Raw genomic sequence first — 16,751 nt, 5'->3', positions numbered from 1 at the left:
TTGAGGAAGGAAACGAACGACTTAGGTTTCCTTCCTTTTTGTGAACCGATTAATGAGGTCGGTTGATGGACCATAAGGCTAATCCAATACAACAACCACCACCAACAATGTTCCCCAATGTCACCGGAATCAAATTCTTCACCACAAAATGATAAAGATCTAAATCCGCAAACTGTTGAGGATCGATATTAATTGCTTGCCAAAATTCCGAGGCGCTAAAGTGTGCCGTCATGATACCCATTGGGATCATAAACATATTTGCCACACTGTGCTCGAATCCTGACGCAACAAACAAAGCAATAGGTAAAATCATAATAAATGCTTTATCTGTCAATGTTTTTCCTGCGTAGCTCATCCAAATGGCAGTACATACCATTACATTACACAAAATCCCCAAATAAAAAGCTTCAAACCATGTGTGGTGAATTTTATGTTGAGCGGTCGCTAAAATGGTGAGTCCCCACTGCCCATTGGCAGCCATTGTCTGACCTGCAAACCAAATAAGAAAAACAATAAAAAGTGCGCCGACGAAATTGCCGAAATAAACCACAATCCAATTTCGCAGCATTTGAAAAGTACTAATTCGTCCGCTTGCACGGGCGACAGTTGTCATGGTTGATGAGGTGAATAATTCAGAGCCGCAAACCACGACCATAATTACGCCAAGAGAGAATACAATTCCGCCGACCAGTTTGGTTAACCCCCACGAAGCACCGACATTTCCTGTTTGTGTTGTGGTGTAAAAAACAAACGCTAAAGCAATAAACGCACCCGCCGGAATGGCAGAGAAAAAGGATAAAATCTGTTTCTTAGTGGCCTTATAAACGCCGACATCCTCGCCAATTTGGCTCATTTCCGCCGGAGAGACCATACACGTTGTTTTGGACGTTTCGGTATTCATTTCAGAATTCCCTTTCATTATTTGACCCCTAAATATCGCCGTTCACAACGCTGTATTACAAGAAAAGACCTAGAAACTTAAAAAAATTTGAAAATTTATAATTTTTGTTAATTATATTTTCTTTCCCCCGTAAAGTAAAAATATTTCTCCTTTTTAATGCAAAAATATTGTTCCTTGTCAATAATTAGATCGGTGTAATAAAAAACCTTTCTCGACAACATCAAAGATGGCCTGATAAATTGCTATTTTAGCGGTTTTCTGTTAAAAAGTGCGGTCACAAAACGCAATATTTTTTAAGGAGAAAATCATGGCAGCAGAAACCATTTTCAGCAAAATTATCCGCAAAGAAATTCCTGCGAATATCGTGTATCAAGATGAACTTGTTACCGCCTTTCGCGATATTGCACCGCAAGCCAAAACCCATATTTTAATCATTCCAAACAAACTCATTCCAACCGTAAACGATGTGACCGAACAAGATGAAGTGACCTTAGGTCGTCTGTTCACGGTTGCCGCCAAACTCGCCACACAAGAAGGCATTGCGCAAGACGGTTATCGTTTGATTGTCAACTGCAACAAACACGGCGGACAAGAAGTGTTCCATTTACATATGCATCTCGTTGGCGGTGAGCCTTTAGGAAAAATGTTGGATAAATAATGAAAAAGTCTATTTCTCTTTTTTTTGTGACCGCACTTTTAGCGGGATGTAGCGCAAAGGTGCCGACCTTATTAAACACGCAAAGCCCGATTTTAAACATTGAAGCTCCGGCCTCAGAAAGGGTGGAAGCCTGTGTTGAGCGTGACAGTGCTTGGGTCAAAAATAAAACCGAACAGCCGGTCAACTTGGCTTATCGCTTGTTTTGGTATGACAAACACGGCGTGACCGTGACGGCTGAAGAGCCTGCTATTTGGCATAGATTGGCGTTGCAACCGCTGCAAAAACAACCGCTCACATTGGCTCGACCAACGGCGGATAGCGTCAATTACCGCTTATATCTTCGCTTGAACTAAAATGTCTACACTATTTATTGACTTAGCCGGTTACGAGCTGGAACAAGAAGAAATTGAATTATTGGAACACCCGCTCGTGGCGGGATTGATCCTCTTTACGCGTAATTTTCACGACCGTGCGCAATTACAAGCATTGATTCAATCTGTGCGACAAAAGGTGAAAAAAACCTTGTTGATTACAGTGGATCAAGAAGGTGGCAGAGTACAGCGTTTTCGTGACGGCTTCACCCAACTTCCTGCAATGCAGGCGTTTTCCGCACTGATTGAAGATCCTATTGAACAACGGAAGATGGCATTTGAAGCCGGCTGGCAAATGGCAGCAGAAATGACCGCACTTGATATCGATTTGAGCTTTGCGCCGGTGTTGGATCTTGGGCATCAATGTAAAGCCATCGGCGATCGCAGTTTTGGTTGCGAGATAAAAAGTGCGGTGGATTTGGCCGGCAATTTTATTCGCGGTATGCATCAAGCTGGCATGGCTGCAACGGGAAAACACTTTCCGGGACATGGTCATGTGATTGCCGATTCTCATTTGGAAACGCCTTATGACGATCGCAGTCAGGATACTATTTTCAGTCATGATATTCAGCCGTTCCAGCAACTTATCGAACAAAATCTGCTGCAAGCCATCATGCCGGCACATGTGATTTATTCGCAATGTGACAACCAACCGGCAAGCGGCTCCAAATATTGGTTACAAGACATTTTGCGTGCCCAACTGAATTTCAACGGCGCTATTTTCTCTGATGATCTCGGCATGAAAGGGGCGGGATTCATGGGGGATTTTGTGGCGCGTAGCGAACAAGCCTTAAATGCCGGTTGTGATCTGTTGTTGCTTTGTAATGAACGGGACGGGGTGATTCAAGTGTTGGATAACCTAAAACTCTCAGAAAAACAATCGTGCTTCTTGTTGCGTCAACAACGCTTACAAAGTCTCTTCAAACGCAAAAACCTTACTTGGGCTGAATTAGAGCGTGCTCCCCGTTGGTTGGAAAACCGTCAAAAACTGACCGCACTTCAACAACAATGGCTGGCAGCGAAAAACTAATATGATTCAGTGCGAACACTATCAACGAGGCGATTGTCGTTCTTGTCAATGGTTGGAATTGCCCTATACCGTTCAACTGGAACAGAAAATGGCACATTTGCAACAGCAGTTGCAGGGTTTAGAAATGTCTCATTTGATTTGGTTTGCCCCCTTTCAATCAGCCCAAGAAGGGTTTCGCAACAAAGCCAAAATGGTTGTCAGTGGTGTCGTCGAACGCCCCATTTTGGGGATTCTACCGGATCCGCAAGATCCGCAAAGTGCGGTGGATTTATGCGATTGCCCACTTTATCCAAAACGTTTTCAAGCTATCTTTCCTCTTCTTAAAGATTTCATCGCACGCGCAGGCCTTGTGCCGTATAACGTGGCAAAGCAAAAAGGCGAATTGAAACATCTTTTATTGACAGAAAGCCAACACAGCCACCAACTCATGTTGCGCTTTGTGTTACGTTCGGAAGCCAAATTGCCGTTGATTCAACGAGAATTGGCGGGTTTACGTCAGAAATTGCCAAAACTTACCGTCATTAGCGTCAATATCCAACCGCAAAATGCCGCGATTCTCGAGGGAGAAAAAGAGATTTTCCTGACGGAGCAACACACGTTGCCTGAGACCTTTAACGGCATTCCACTTTTTATTCGCCCTCAGGGGTTCTTTCAAACCAACCCGCAGGTTGCTGAAGGGTTATACGGCATGGCACAACAATGGGTAAAAGATCTGCCTATTCGTCAACTTTGGGATTTGTTCTGTGGTGTGGGCGGTTTCGGGCTACATTGCTTGAAAGCGTTGCAACAGCAAAATCAGCAAAAAACCATTCGCCTCACCGGCATTGAAATTTCCACCTCAGCTATCGCCGCCGCGAAATTATCGGCACAGCAACTCAGATTGGAAAAGCAAGTTCATTTTCAATCCTTAGATGCGGCAAATTTTGCCTTGGCTCAAGCAGACAAACCTGATTTGGTTATCGTCAACCCGCCCCGTCGTGGTATAGGCAAGAAACTCGCCGAATTTCTCAATGAAATGCGACCGCACTTTATTTTGTATTCCAGCTGTAACGCCGAAACCATGGGTAAAGACTTGCGATCTTTGACCCATTATCAACTGGAAAAAATTCAACTGTTCGATATGTTTCCACATACCGCGCATTATGAAGTGTTGGTGTTGTTGCGATTAGCCGTGTGAGGCCGAATTTTTATATTCAGCGAGCAAGCGTTGGATGAGTTTTGTATTTGCCGGCGGAAATTGTTCCATATCCAATTCCTCTTGTTCCAGCCAAAAACCTTCTTGTCCTTCACGGCCAAAAGGTTCGCCTAGCCATTCATCCACTAAGTAGAAATAAAAATTCAGAATTTTTGTTGGATATTCAAAGGTAAAACGTTCAAACAATGTGGCATGAGAAACCAAAATACCGACTTCTTCCTCTAATTCTCGTTTTAACGCTTGTTCCGGCGTTTCATTGGGTGCGACTTTTCCGCCGGGAAACTCCAGCGATTGCGCAAAGTCTTGACCTTCTAATCGTCGGGTGAGATAAATTTGTCCGAATTCGTTACGAATAATGCCGGCAGCAACTTGTATGACCTGTTTTTCCATGCTTTTCTCCGTGTTTGCCTATATGGTCATTTCCGCATAACAAACGCCCCCATTGAGGGACGGGGGCGCTTTAGATGAGTTATGCGTTTGTCGGGTAATCCCACCAAATATCGAATAGTTCGCTGATTTCAATTTGTTGTAAACCATTTTGGCTTAACCAATTTTTCACTAATTCTTGATGCTTGGCATCACATTTACCGATTTTTTCTAAGCAAACTAAGCCTTCCCAGTGTAAATAGCCACTGCCTTCATAGGCCAATCCATTCGGTTGAATAACTTCAGCGATGAAGCGGTCAACAGTGCTGTCGATTTGTTCTACAGAGGTGCCTTCGGCAAATTGCCACTTCACTAAAAAGCCTAATTCTTGGAATTCGGCAAGGTGCATTTTTTTGCGTTGTCTTTGGTTACGTTTGATCGCCATGATGTGTTTCCTTTATGTTACGGTTTGATGAAATATAAATCCCACACGCCATGTCCTAGGCGTTGACCGCGTTGTTCAAACTTGGTCAACGGACGAAAATCAGGACGTGGAATATAGTCGTTTCTGGCAGAGGTGTTACGCAACTGCGGATATTGCTGCAACACCGCCAACATCTGTTCAGCATAATCTTGCCAGTCAGTTGCCATGTGAATGAATGCGCCGGCTTGCAATTTAGTTAATAAGTGGTCAATAAAGTGCGGTTGTACGATACGGCGTTTGTGGTGTCTGGCTTTGTGCCACGGATCCGGGAAAAACAGTTGTAACCCGCCGAGACTTTGGTCGGCAATGCTGTCACGTAGAATTTCGGTGGCATCGTGACAAATGACGCGTAGGTTTGTTACGCCTTTTTCCACCGCATAGGCAATGCAAGCGCCAACGCCCGGTGTATGCACTTCAATACCGAGGTAGTTTTTGTCGGGATTTTGTGCTGCCATCTCCACAAGGGAACTGCCCATACCAAAGCCGATTTCCAAAATAACAGGATTCTCATTTCCATAAATACGTTTAAAATCAAATGGCTGCGGTTGATAGTCCAAGCCGAGCGCCGCCCAGTTTTGGTTCATGGCGTTTTTTTGATAATCGCTTAAGCGACCTGTGCGTAGCACAAAACTGCGTACTTTTCTTTTGTAACGACCATCGGAGGTAAATTCGGCGGATTCAACGGTTTTGCGTTTTTGATCAGCAAAAGTCGTTGGAAGTTGTTCTTGAGATTGTGTGTCTAACATGAAATTTTGTGATTTATGGGATAACGAAAATAGAATGTCCTAAAAAGTCGTTGCTGATTATAGGCGGTTTCCTTACCCTTGGCAATTTCGGTACCGGGAATCAACAAGCCCTTGGCTTTATGCTAAACTTTGACGACTTTCATTTGGTGTAATTTGGAAAAAACTCACAAAATCCACCGCACTTTTATTACATAATTCGGTATTGAATAATTAGAACGTTATGCTGGCTCAATCCTCTCCCCATGCGCCTTTTGCGCAGTCTGTATTAACATGGTATGCCAAGTTCGGGCGGAAAAATTTGCCGTGGCAACAACATAAAACCTTATACGGCGTTTGGCTATCAGAAGTAATGCTACAGCAAACGCAGGTGGCGACGGTCATTCCGTATTTTGAGCGTTTTGTTAAAACATTTCCTAATTTGACCGCACTTGCTGATGCGCCGTTAGATGAGGTGCTGCATTTGTGGACGGGCTTGGGTTATTACGCTCGGGCGCGAAATTTGCATAAAGCCGCGCAAATCATGCGAGATCAATATGGCGGTGTGTTTCCGACAGAATTTGAACAAGTCTGGGCATTGCCCGGTGTGGGGCGAAGCACGGCGGGGGCAGTGTTGTCTTCTTGTTTGAATGCGCCTTATGCTATTTTGGATGGCAATGTGAAACGCGTATTAGCCCGTTATTTCGCCGTGAGTGGCTGGCCGGGAGAGAAGAAAACGGAGGATCGTTTGTGGCAGCTGACAGCACAGGTGACCCCAACGGAACAGGTGGCGGATTTCAATCAGGCAATGATGGATCTTGGCGCAATGGTATGCACCCGTTCTAAACCCAAATGTAGCCTTTGTCCGTTACAGTTAACTTGTCGAGCCAATGCTGAACAAAATTGGCAGGCGTATCCGGGGAAAAAGCCGAAGAAAGTATTGCCGGTGCGGGAAAGTTATTTTTTGCTGTTGGAAAAAGACGGTAAAGTTGCATTAGAGCAACGGGAAAATAGCGGTTTGTGGGGCGGATTATATTGTTTTCCGCAATTTGCCGATAAAGAAGAATTGCTGGCGTATTTGGCCGCAAATGGTATTCGGCACTATCAGCCATGGCCGGCATTTCGTCATACATTCAGCCATTTTCATTTGGAGATTTATCCCATTTATGCACGAGTTGATGACATCTCTGCGTCATCTGAGGCAAATCGTTCCTCGTGGATAAAAGTCGCGGAAAAGAAAAATCCAAATGAATCTGCGCTATTAAGTGCGGTCAAATATTGGTATGATCCGCAAAATCTCGGATCCATCGGCCTTGCGACGCCGGTGAAAAATTTATTAACTCAGTATGTAAGGAATCGTTATGGCAAGAATGGTATTTTGTGAACGTTTAAAACAAGAAGCGGAAGGCTTGGATTTTCAACTATATCCGGGAGAATTGGGTAAACGTATTTTTGATTCCATTAGCAAACAAGCGTGGGGAGAGTGGATGAAAAAACAAACCATGTTGGTGAATGAGAAAAAATTAAACATGATGAATGCGGAACATCGTAAGTTATTGGAGCAGGAAATGGTGAATTTCCTGTTTGAAGGTAAAGACGTACACATTGAAGGCTATACTCCACCTGAAGCGAAGTAAAATGAAGAAGTATTTAATTCTGGCATTAATTCCCTTTTTGTATGCGTGTGGCGGCGGAGGTTCACATCATCGCGGGCTAGACTTTGATGAAGCCTTTGCGAAAGATACCCGCGGTTTAGATATTTTAACCGGGCAATTTGCCAATAATATCGACCGCATTTGGGGGGTGAATGAGCTGTTGGTTGCCAGTCGTAAGGACTATGTGAAATATACGGATCGTTACTTTACCCGTAGCCATGTGAGTTTTGATGAAGGTTTGATTACTATCGAAACGCAGGCAGATTTAAACCGTTTGCATAATGCGATTGTGCATACATTATTGATGGGATCGGATGCGAATGGCATCGATTTATTTGCTTCCGGTGATGTGCCGATCAGTTCTCGTCCCTTTTTGATGGGGCAGGTAATTGATCATCTTGGTGGTCCAATTGCCGATCAGCTGACGGCGAGTAACTTTGCTACGTATTTGATTCAAAATAAGTTACAAACCCGCCGTTTAGCGAATGGTAACCAAGTACAGTTGGTTGTTATTCCAATGATTGCCAACCACGTGGAAGTGCGTGCGCAGAAATATATTCCGATTGTGCGTAAAGTGGCACGTCGTTATGGATTGGATGAGAGCTTGATCCTTGGGATTATGCAAACAGAATCCAGTTTTAACCCGTATGCGATTAGTTATGCGAACGCCATGGGCTTAATGCAAGTGGTACCGCATACTGCAGGACGCGATGTGTTCCAAATGAAAGGCATGAGTGGTCAACCAAGTAAAAACTATTTGTTTGATCCTGAGAAGAATATTGATGCCGGTGCGGCTTATTTGTGGTTGCTACAAAATAAATATTTAGATGGCATTACAAACCCGACATCAAAACGCTTTGCCATGATTTCAGCCTATAACAGCGGTGCCGGTGCGGTATTGCGCGTATTCAATGACGATAAAGATGCTGCGATTATGCAAATTAATCAACTGTATCCGGAGCAGGTTTATCGCATGTTGACGACAAGCCACCCCTCTGCGCAGGCGCGTAATTATTTATTGAAAGTCGATAAAGCTCAAAAAAGTTATCGTGTTAGACGTTAAAGAATTTTCACGAGCATAAAATGTTAATGCCCACAGAATAAATATGCTGTGGGCATTTTTATGATCATAAAAAACGCATAAGTGTATAATTTATATACATTTTGTTTGTTAAACGTGCAAATGAATTAATTATTTCACATTTTTTTAAAATAGGTGTTGACTTGAAATCGAAAAAAACGTTTAATACGCACCACTGATGAGTTGCCTCGATAGCTCAGTCGGTAGAGCAGGGGATTGAAAATCCCCGTGTCGGTGGTTCGATTCCGCCTCGAGGCACCACTATTCCTCCTTAGTTCAGTCGGTAGAACGGTGGACTGTTAATCCATATGTCGCAGGTTCGAGTCCCGCAGGAGGAGCCAAATTCTAGGAAGCCGCTAAGCAATTAGCGGCTTTTATTTTTTTCAACTTTTGTATTTCGCAAAGCAAAAATTAACGCATAAATTGAAATCAAATTTATGCGTTAATTTTATTATAGCCAGCCAAAGTCCGGCTATAAAAACCATACGCTATACGCATGAAGCTAAATAGCTTAAGGGATGAACAGAAAAAAATCCTCGCTATATAATGAACAAGGCTAACAAGCGAAACTCAACATATAGGACGATTATTTAACCCCTCGTAGCACGAATAATTAACCTCGATGCGTAATTCACGATTTCATGCGTAGCGTGCATCTTGATGCATGACCAAATTACGCACGGAACGTTATTTAACGCTTTCGGGTATTCATGATTTCGTGCAACAAGTTGCACGCTACGATTCTGATTTTGTATTTTGCAAAGTAAAAAAATAACGCATAAATCGGAATCAAATTTATGCGTTAATTTTATCTTTGGGATTGTGCCCTAAAAAATACTTGGGATTTTCACCGCGCTTTTCAGACATAAGCGAGAAAGTGCGGTCATTTTTTGCGGCGTTTTTAGTTTGCGTATTGGGTAATCGCTTGAGTGATTTCTTGATCTTTGTAAATAGATTGAACCACTTCGTTAAGCGTTTCGCCTAGTACTTTCTGGATTTCTGCATTTCTTGCCGAGAAGGCACCGGAGTAGTTGCGAGTCGCATTAATATTTTTGCTGAATTGACCCTTCATGCCTTGAACATGGATAGCGAGTTGAATTTTGCTATCAATATCGTAACGTAGGTTGCCTTGGTTGACTTTCGCAAAGAACTCTTGCACATCTACAGTGACAGCAGCATTAGAATTATTTGCCATGCCGATACGAAAACCTTTGCTAACCAGATCTTGTTGTGTCACTTGTTGGAATAATTCGGTAACACTTGGCGTTGCGGATAACTTGACGAGTTTACCATCGGCAACATAACTGGAAATTTCAGGCGCTTGGCGCATATCGCGAGTGGTAACGTAAACAACCGTAGATTGATTCACATTCATGGTGGCTTGTGGTGATGGCGGTGTAAAGCTCAAGGTACTGGGTTCGCTTTGGCAACCAGTTAATACCGCACTGGAAAGCAGAACAGAGCCGAGAATAACGGTTTTCAGATTAAATTTCATAATATCCTCATCAGTTTGATTAATTTGCGCTATTCTTACAAAGTTACAAGTAATTGTATAGTCTCCTCATTTAATAAATCCTTTAAGGAAGAAGTATGTCAAAACAACAAGCATTAGAACAACGATTATGTCAGGAATTTCAACCGCACTTTATTACGGTTGAAAACGAAAGTCATATGCACAGCTCCGGGCGTGGTGCAGATTCGCATTTTAAAATCGTATTAGTTAGTGACGCCTTTGAAGGGCAGAGTAAAGTCGCACGCCATCGTAAAATCTATCAATTTCTCTCACAAGATTTACAAAATGGCATCCATGCCTTGGCATTGCATCTTTATACTCAGCAAGAGTGGGATGAATTAGGGCAGCAGTTCCCGAAATCTCCTCGTTGTGCCGGTGTCGGGCTATAGTTCCTTACCTCTTTGTTATTACGCAATAAAATAAAAAATTGATTTTTTGCAAGTTATGTGCAGTTTTTCTTGGAAAATCGAGAAAGAGCCACGTTTCAAAGTGGCATGAACGTTATTATTTGGTTAAAATAAGGTATTTATTTTTAGCAATATTTTAACGTTTTGTCATGGGTGTTGCGTGCCTTTGACAAATGAATAGCAGAATTTGAGTTTTATTTTTACCGGTTGAAGAGTGATTATTTGGTGTAGAGGTATCTTGTTGTTTCTTCTTTAATCATTTCAACAACCATCACTCAAGACGAGGTAATAACCTCAGGGTTATTGCTGTATTTTTAATCTAACAAAAGTAGTGCAAACAATATGATTACGATTAAAAAAGGCTTGGATCTTCCTATTGCAGGAAAACCGGAGCAGGTAATCCATAACGGGAATACCGTTACTGAAGTTGCTTTGCTGGGTGAAGAGTATGTGGGAATGCGCCCTTCGATGAAGGTTCGCGAAGGTGATGTAGTGAAAAAAGGTCAGGTGCTTTTTGAAGACAAAAAGAATCCTGGTGTGATTTTCACCGCACCGGCGAGTGGCACGATCACCGCGATTCATCGTGGCGAGAAACGTGTATTACAGTCTGTGGTAATTAAAGTGGAAGGCAATGAAGCGCTTTCTTTCGATAAATACGAGACATCTGAACTGAACACGTTAAGTGCAGAGCAAGTGCGTAAAAATTTACAGGAATCCGGTTTATGGACAGCGTTCCGTACTCGTCCATTCAGCAAAGTGCCGGCGATTGATAGCGTGCCTTCATCCATTTTCGTTAATGCAATGGACACCAATCCCCTCGCGGCAGATCCTGCAGTTATTATTACTGCGTCCGAAAATGATTTCGTCAATGGTTTAACCGTGTTAAGTCGTTTACATGACGGCAACATTCACTTGTGTAAAGCGCCTGATAATAAAATTCCGGCATCACACGCGAGTAATGTGATCGTGGATGAATTTGCCGGGCCGCATCCGGCAGGATTAAGTGGCACACATATCCATTTTATTGATCCGGTGGGAATCAATAAAACCGTTTGGTATATCAACTATCAAGATGTGATTGCTATCGGTAAATTATTTACCACTGGTGAGCTCAATGTAGAACGTGTGATTTCTCTTGCAGGGCCACAAGTCAAATCGCCACGTTTAGTGCGTACAGTCATCGGTGCGAACCTCTCTCAATTAACCGCAGGTGAATTAAAAGACGGTAATAATCGCGTGATTTCCGGTTCAGTGCTTTGCGGTCAAACGGCAAAAGGTGTGCATGATTATTTAGGTCGTTATGCATTACAAGTTTCTGTGATCGAAGAAGGTAACGAGAAAGAATTCTTCGGCTGGATTACGCCACAACCGAATAAATATTCGATTACCCGTACCGTATTAGGTCATTTCGGTAAAAAATTATTCAACTTTACTACCGCAGAAAATGGTGGTGAACGTGCAATGGTACCAATCGGTAGCTATGAGCGCGTGATGCCGTTGGATATTTTACCGACATTATTATTACGTGATTTAATCGTGGGCGATACTGATGGCGCACAAGCGTTAGGCTGTCTTGAATTAGATGAAGAAGACTTAGCGTTGTGTTCTTTCGTTTGCCCGGGAAAATATGAATACGGTTCAATCTTGCGTCAAGTACTAGATAAGATTGAGAAGGAAGGTTAAAAATGGGTTTGAAAAATCTTTTTGAAAAAATGGAACCCGCGTTTTTACCAGGCGGTAAATACAGCAAGCTTTATCCGATCTTTGAATCGATTTATACCTTGCTTTATACACCGGGCACGGTAACGCACAAAAACACACACGTTCGTGATGCGTTAGACTCAAAACGTATGATGATTACGGTTTTCCTCGCATTGTTTCCGGCGATTTTCTACGGTATGTACAATGTGGGTAACCAAGCAATCCCTGCCCTAAATCAATTAGGCAATTTAGAACAATTAATTGCGAGTGATTGGCACTATGCCCTTGCAAGTTCATTAGGTTTAGATTTAACCAATAATGCAACTTGGGGCTCTAAAATGGCGTTAGGCGCAATTTTCTTCTTACCAATTTACTTAGTGGTGTTTACCGTATGTACGATGTGGGAATTATTGTTCTCCGTTGTGCGTGGCCACGAAGTGAATGAAGGGATGTTCGTTTCTACAATTCTGTTTGCCTTAATCGTTCCGCCAACATTGCCACTATGGCAAGCCGCACTTGGTATTACCTTTGGTATCGTGGTAGCAAAAGAAATCTTCGGTGGTGTAGGTCGTAACTTTATGAACCCTGCGCTTGCTGGTCGTGCATTCTTATTCTTCGCTTATCCGGCTCAAATTTCCGGTGACTTAGTATGGACTGCTGCAGATGGTTTCTCAGGCGCTACCGCACTTTCACAATGGTCACAAGGGGGTCAAGCCGCATTGCAACATACGGTAACCGGTGAGCCAATTACTTGGATGGATGCGTTCATTGGTAATATTCCCGGTTCAATGGGGGAGGTTTCAACGCTCGCATTGTTAATCGGTGGTGCAGTGATCGTGTTCACCCGCATCGCCTCTTGGCGCATTATGGCGGGTGTGATGATCGGTATGATCGGTACTGCAACCCTCTTTAACCTTATCGGTTCTGATTCTAACCCAATGTTCTCCATGCCTTGGCATTGGCACTTCGTATTAGGTGGTTTTGCACTTGGTATGATCTTCATGGCAACTGACCCTGTTTCTGCGTCATTTACCAACACCGGTAAATGGTGGTACGGTGCGTTAATTGGTGTGATGGCAGTATTAATTCGTACAGTGAACCCGGCTTATCCGGAAGGGATGATGTTAGCGATCTTATTTGCAAACTTGTTTGCACCAATTTTCGACTACATCGTGGTTCAAGCAAATATCAAACGTCGGAGAGCAAGAACAAATGGCTAAATTTAATAAAGATAGCGTTGGCGGTACAGTTACCGTTGTTGTATTGCTAAGTTTGGTGTGTTCTATCGTGGTTTCCGGTGCCGCAGTTGCATTGAAATCAAAACAAGATGAACAAAAAGCACTTGACGTTCAGCGTAATATTTTAACGGTTGCCGGCCTAATGAAAGAAGATAATGCTTCTGTCATTAAAGACACTTATAACAAGTTTATTGAACCGCGTTTAGTGGATTTGCAAAGCGGTGATTTTGTTCAAGCCTCAAAAGAGGATGTGGAAAAGTTTGATCCAAAAACAGCGGTAAAATCCACCGCACTTAGCCAAGCCATTCCTGCGGAACAAGATAAAGCCGGGATTAAAGTGCGTGCAAATCAGGCGCGTGTTTACCTTGTGAAAGATGAACAAGGCAATGTCAGCCAAGTGGTATTACCAATGTATGGTCGTGGTTTATGGTCAACAATGTACGGTTTCGTTGCAGTTGCCCCAGATGCCAATACCATCAAAGGCATTACTTACTATGATCAAGGTGAAACAGCCGGTCTTGGTGGTGAAATCGCTAATCCGCGTTGGCAAGCACTTTTCGTAGATAAAAAACTGTTTGATGATAATCAACGTGTGGCTATTCGTGTTGCTAAAAATGCGTCTTCTAACAAAGAACACGGCGTTGATGCCTTATCAGGTGCAACTTTAACCTCAAATGGTGTGCAAGGTTCCTTTGATTATTGGTTTAGTCAAAATGGTTTTGGTCCATTCTTAGCAAAATTTAAAGCGGGGGCAAGATAATGGCTGATGCAAAAAGCAATTTAAAAGCACTTTTGCTTGATCCGATCGTAAAAAATAACCCGATTGCGCTGCAAATTTTGGGTATTTGTTCTGCATTAGCGGTAACAACTCAATTACAAACCGCGATCGTTATGGCAATTGCGGTAAGTTTAGTAACCGGTTTTTCCAGTATGTTTATTTCAATGATTCGCCAGTACATTCCAAATAGTATTCGTATCATTGTACAACTGGCAATTATCGCGTCTTTGGTAATTTTGGTTGACCAAGTATTGAAAGCTTTTGCTTATGGTTTATCGAAACAGCTCTCAGTATTCGTGGGATTGATTATTACCAACTGTATCGTAATGGGTCGTGCAGAAGCTTTTGCGATGAAATCTCGTCCACTTGAGAGCTTTGTTGACGGTATCGGTAACGGTTTAGGTTACGGTGCAATTTTATTAATTGTTGCAACGTTACGCGAGTTAATTGGTTCTGGTCGTTTACTTGGCTTCCCAGTATTCCAAACCATTCAAGACGGTGGTTGGTATCAACCGAACGGCTTGTTCCTTCTTGCACCAAGTGCGTTCTTTATTATCGGCTTCATCATTTGGGGCTTAAGAACGTGGAAACCTGAGCAACAGGAGAAATAATCAATGGAACATTATATTAGCCTATTTGTGAAGGCGATCTTCATTGAAAATATGGCGCTTTCTTTCTTCTTAGGAATGTGTACTTTCCTTGCCGTATCGAAAAAAGTGTCAACAGCATTCGGCTTAGGGGTTGCGGTCACCGTTGTGCTTGGCATTTCTGTACCGGCGAACCAATTTGTGTTTGAACACGTGTTAAAAGATGGGGCTTTAGTTGAAGGCGTAGATTTATCCTTCTTAAGCTTTATTACGTTTATCGGGATTATCGCGGGTATCGTTCAAATTCTTGAAATGACGCTTGATAAATTCTTCCCGGCACTTTATAACGCATTGGGGATTTTCCTTCCGCTTATTGCTGTAAACTGTGCGATCTTCGGTGGCGTATCCTTTGCGATTCAACGTGAATATACCTTCGCAGAATCTGCCGTGTACGGTATTGGTGCAGGCTTGGGGTGGATGTTGGCAATCGTTGCGTTAGCCGGTTTAACTGAGAAAATGAAATATGCGGATGTGCCGGCCGGTTTGAAAGGTTTAGGGATTACCTTTATCTCAGCGGGCTTAATGGCGCTTGGTTTTATGTCATTTTCCGGTATTCAGTTATAAGGAGGGCGTAAATGAGCGAAACAACAATTCTCGTACTCGGTGTTGCAGCCTTTACTGCTATCGTTTTAGTGCTTGTCGCCATTATTCTATTTGCCAAATCTAAATTGGTCGATTCCGGCGACATTACCATTCAAATTAATAATGATCCCAATAAAGCCATTACGTTACCAGCCGGTGGCAAATTGCTTGGTGCGCTTGCCAGCAAAGGGATCTTTGTGTCATCAGCTTGTGGCGGTGGCGGTTCCTGTGGTCAATGTGTGGTAAAAGTGAAAAGCGGTGGCGGTGAAATTTTACCGACCGAGTTATCTCACATCACCAAACGTGAAGCGAAAGAAGGCTATCGTCTTTCTTGCCAAGTGAACGTGAAAGGCAATATGGACATTGAATTGCCAGAAGAAATCTTTGGTGTGAAAAAATGGGAATGTACCGTTATTTCTAATGATAACAAAGCCACCTTTATCAAAGAGCTGAAATTAGCGATTCCTGAGGGTGAAGAAGTACCATTCCGTGCCGGTGGTTATATCCAAATCGAAGCCGATCCACATACGGTTTACTATAAAGATTTCGATATTCCGAAAGAATACCACGAAGATTGGGACAAATACGATTTATGGCGTTATGTGTCTAAAGTGGATGAGCATATTATCCGCGCTTACTCTATGGCATCTTATCCGGAAGAAAAAGGCATTATTATGTTGAACGTGCGTATTGCGACGCCTCCGCCACGTCAACCGGATGCGCCTCCGGGACAAATGTCTTCTTACATTTGGTCATTAAAACCGGGTGATAAAGTGACTATTTCCGGTCCGTTTGGTGAATTCTTTGCGAAAGAAACCGATAATGAGATGGTCTTCATTGGTGGTGGTGCAGGTATGGCGCCAATGCGTTCCCATATCTTCGACCAATTAAAACGTTTACATTCTAAACGTAAAATGTCTTTCTGGTATGGTGCCCGTTCTAAACGTGAAATGTTCTATGTAGAAGATTTTGATCAGCTTCAAGCAGAAAATCCAAACTTTACATGGCACGTGGCATTATCTGATCCGTTACCGGAAGATAACTGGACAGGTTACACCGGCTTTATTCACAACGTACTTTATGAAAACTACTTGAAAAATCATGAAGCACCTGAAGATTGTGAATACTATATGTGCGGACCTCCGGTCATGAATGCTGCGGTAATCAAAATGTTGAAAGACCTCGGTGTTGAAGACGAAAACATCTTATTAGATGACTTTGGTGGTTAATCTATAATAGAGAGAAAACTATCTCAAAACTGACCGCACTTGAGCATCATGCTTTCTATGATCAGTTTAAACACAATAAGCCCTGTATTTTGCAGGGCTTATTTTTTGTCTAAACGAATGCTTTATTTGATTTTTATTATAGCCAGCCAAAGTCTGGCTATAAAAACCATACGCTATGCGTATGGAGCTAAAT

At 42.8% G+C, this 16,751-nt stretch carries 19 protein-coding genes and 2 tRNA genes; 16 read left to right on the top strand and 5 right to left on the bottom strand.

The features are described 5' to 3' along the window. Positions 1–49: 49 nt before the first annotated feature. Complete coding sequence (focA, locus tag QZ106_RS02295) at positions 50–901, bottom strand: formate transporter FocA (protein WP_295973762.1); 852 nt, start codon at positions 899–901, stop codon at positions 50–52. 307 nt (positions 902–1,208) lie between these two features. On the opposite strand from focA, the gene hinT reads away from it, so the two are divergent. The 4 genes from hinT to rlmC are packed head-to-tail and all read left to right on the top strand — an operon-like array spanning position 1,209 to position 4,137. Next, positions 1,209–1,559 (top strand): purine nucleoside phosphoramidase, encoded by a 351-nt coding sequence (gene hinT / locus QZ106_RS02290; RefSeq protein ID WP_033002506.1) that lies wholly within the window; start codon positions 1,209–1,211, stop codon positions 1,557–1,559. Further along, positions 1,559–1,912 carry a DUF1425 domain-containing protein gene (locus QZ106_RS02285; RefSeq protein ID WP_295973719.1) on the top strand — a complete coding sequence of 118 codons (354 nt, stop codon included), beginning with the start codon at positions 1,559–1,561 and terminating at the stop codon, positions 1,910–1,912. Before hinT ends, QZ106_RS02285 begins: the two co-directional genes overlap by 1 nt. A gap of 1 nt (position 1,913) precedes the next feature. Continuing rightward, positions 1,914–2,960 carry a beta-N-acetylhexosaminidase gene (nagZ, locus tag QZ106_RS02280; RefSeq protein ID WP_295973716.1) on the top strand — a complete coding sequence of 349 codons (1,047 nt, stop codon included), beginning with the start codon at positions 1,914–1,916 and terminating at the stop codon, positions 2,958–2,960. Between the two features lies 1 nt (position 2,961). Continuing rightward, complete coding sequence (gene rlmC, locus QZ106_RS02275) at positions 2,962–4,137, top strand: 23S rRNA (uracil(747)-C(5))-methyltransferase RlmC (RefSeq protein ID WP_295973713.1); 1,176 nt, start codon at positions 2,962–2,964, stop codon at positions 4,135–4,137. Here the strand turns inward: rlmC and mutT are convergent. The 3 genes from mutT to trmB all read right to left on the bottom strand — a co-directional run bounded on the left by mutT (position 4,126) and on the right by trmB (position 5,751). Then, on the bottom strand, positions 4,126–4,545 hold the full coding sequence (gene mutT / locus QZ106_RS02270) for an 8-oxo-dGTP diphosphatase MutT (RefSeq protein ID WP_295973710.1): 420 nt from the start codon (positions 4,543–4,545) through the stop codon (positions 4,126–4,128). The genes rlmC and mutT overlap by 12 nt on opposite strands. 79 nt (positions 4,546–4,624) lie before the next feature. Then, positions 4,625–4,966 (bottom strand): YggL family protein, encoded by a 342-nt coding sequence (locus QZ106_RS02265; RefSeq protein ID WP_021616006.1) that lies wholly within the window; start codon positions 4,964–4,966, stop codon positions 4,625–4,627. Between the two features lie 17 nt (positions 4,967–4,983). Then, positions 4,984–5,751 (bottom strand): tRNA (guanosine(46)-N7)-methyltransferase TrmB, encoded by a 768-nt coding sequence (gene trmB, locus QZ106_RS02260; protein WP_295973707.1) that lies wholly within the window; start codon positions 5,749–5,751, stop codon positions 4,984–4,986. Between the two features lie 220 nt (positions 5,752–5,971). Between trmB and mutY the strand changes: the two genes are divergently transcribed. The 5 genes from mutY (at position 5,972) to QZ106_RS02235 (ending at position 8,804) form a co-directional block, all read left to right on the top strand. Then, positions 5,972–7,111, top strand: a complete 1,140-nt coding sequence (gene mutY, locus QZ106_RS02255; protein WP_295973705.1) for an A/G-specific adenine glycosylase — start codon at positions 5,972–5,974, stop codon at positions 7,109–7,111. Beyond that, positions 7,089–7,364 (top strand): oxidative damage protection protein, encoded by a 276-nt coding sequence (locus QZ106_RS02250; RefSeq protein ID WP_033002507.1) that lies wholly within the window; start codon positions 7,089–7,091, stop codon positions 7,362–7,364. The genes mutY and QZ106_RS02250 overlap by 23 nt, the downstream gene beginning before the upstream one ends. A gap of 1 nt (position 7,365) precedes the next feature. Continuing rightward, entirely contained in the window at positions 7,366–8,445 is a 1,080-nt protein-coding gene (gene mltC / locus QZ106_RS02245; RefSeq protein ID WP_021616011.1) for a membrane-bound lytic murein transglycosylase MltC, read from the top strand. A 203-nt stretch (positions 8,446–8,648) separates the two neighbouring features. Next, positions 8,649–8,724 (top strand) — tRNA-Phe (locus QZ106_RS02240). Between the two features lie 4 nt (positions 8,725–8,728). Next, positions 8,729–8,804 (top strand) — tRNA-Asn (locus QZ106_RS02235). Positions 8,805–9,364: 560 nt separating this feature from the next. On the opposite strand, the gene QZ106_RS02230 is transcribed toward QZ106_RS02235, so the two are convergent. Further along, the gene (locus tag QZ106_RS02230) at positions 9,365–9,958 is read right to left on the bottom strand and encodes a YajG family lipoprotein (RefSeq protein ID WP_295973695.1); all 594 of its coding nucleotides are present in this window, start codon (positions 9,956–9,958) and stop codon (positions 9,365–9,367) included. Positions 9,959–10,053: 95 nt separating this feature from the next. On the opposite strand from QZ106_RS02230, the gene QZ106_RS02225 reads away from it, so the two are divergent. The 7 genes from QZ106_RS02225 to nqrF all read left to right on the top strand — a co-directional run bounded on the left by QZ106_RS02225 (position 10,054) and on the right by nqrF (position 16,558). After that, positions 10,054–10,365 carry a BolA/IbaG family iron-sulfur metabolism protein gene (locus QZ106_RS02225; protein WP_021616995.1) on the top strand — a complete coding sequence of 104 codons (312 nt, stop codon included), beginning with the start codon at positions 10,054–10,056 and terminating at the stop codon, positions 10,363–10,365. A 360-nt stretch (positions 10,366–10,725) separates the two neighbouring features. Beyond that, positions 10,726–12,066 carry a Na(+)-translocating NADH-quinone reductase subunit A gene (locus QZ106_RS02220; protein WP_295973691.1) on the top strand — a complete coding sequence of 447 codons (1,341 nt, stop codon included), beginning with the start codon at positions 10,726–10,728 and terminating at the stop codon, positions 12,064–12,066. 2 nt (positions 12,067–12,068) lie between these two features. After that, positions 12,069–13,304, top strand: a complete 1,236-nt coding sequence (locus QZ106_RS02215) for an NADH:ubiquinone reductase (Na(+)-transporting) subunit B (protein WP_295973689.1) — start codon at positions 12,069–12,071, stop codon at positions 13,302–13,304. Beyond that, positions 13,297–14,082, top strand: a complete 786-nt coding sequence (locus tag QZ106_RS02210) for a Na(+)-translocating NADH-quinone reductase subunit C (RefSeq protein WP_295973687.1) — start codon at positions 13,297–13,299, stop codon at positions 14,080–14,082. The genes QZ106_RS02215 and QZ106_RS02210 overlap by 8 nt, the downstream gene beginning before the upstream one ends. Then, a complete protein-coding gene (locus tag QZ106_RS02205) occupies positions 14,082–14,711 on the top strand; it encodes an NADH:ubiquinone reductase (Na(+)-transporting) subunit D (RefSeq protein ID WP_295973685.1) in 630 nt (209 codons plus the stop codon). The genes QZ106_RS02210 and QZ106_RS02205 overlap by 1 nt, the downstream gene beginning before the upstream one ends. Positions 14,712–14,714: 3 nt before the next feature. Further along, a complete protein-coding gene (nqrE, locus tag QZ106_RS02200) occupies positions 14,715–15,311 on the top strand; it encodes an NADH:ubiquinone reductase (Na(+)-transporting) subunit E (protein ID WP_005633378.1) in 597 nt (198 codons plus the stop codon). A gap of 11 nt (positions 15,312–15,322) precedes the next feature. After that, positions 15,323–16,558: an NADH:ubiquinone reductase (Na(+)-transporting) subunit F gene (gene nqrF / locus QZ106_RS02195; protein WP_209364440.1), complete on the top strand. Its 1,236-nt coding sequence runs from the start codon at positions 15,323–15,325 to the stop codon at positions 16,556–16,558. Positions 16,559–16,751: the final 193 nt, after the last annotated feature.

The organism is uncultured Aggregatibacter sp., assembly GCF_901873365.1.
GTDB lineage: Bacteria > Pseudomonadota > Gammaproteobacteria > Enterobacterales > Pasteurellaceae > Aggregatibacter.
Note: the sequence above shows the minus strand (reverse complement) of the source record. Positions and strands in the feature narration are given on the sequence as shown.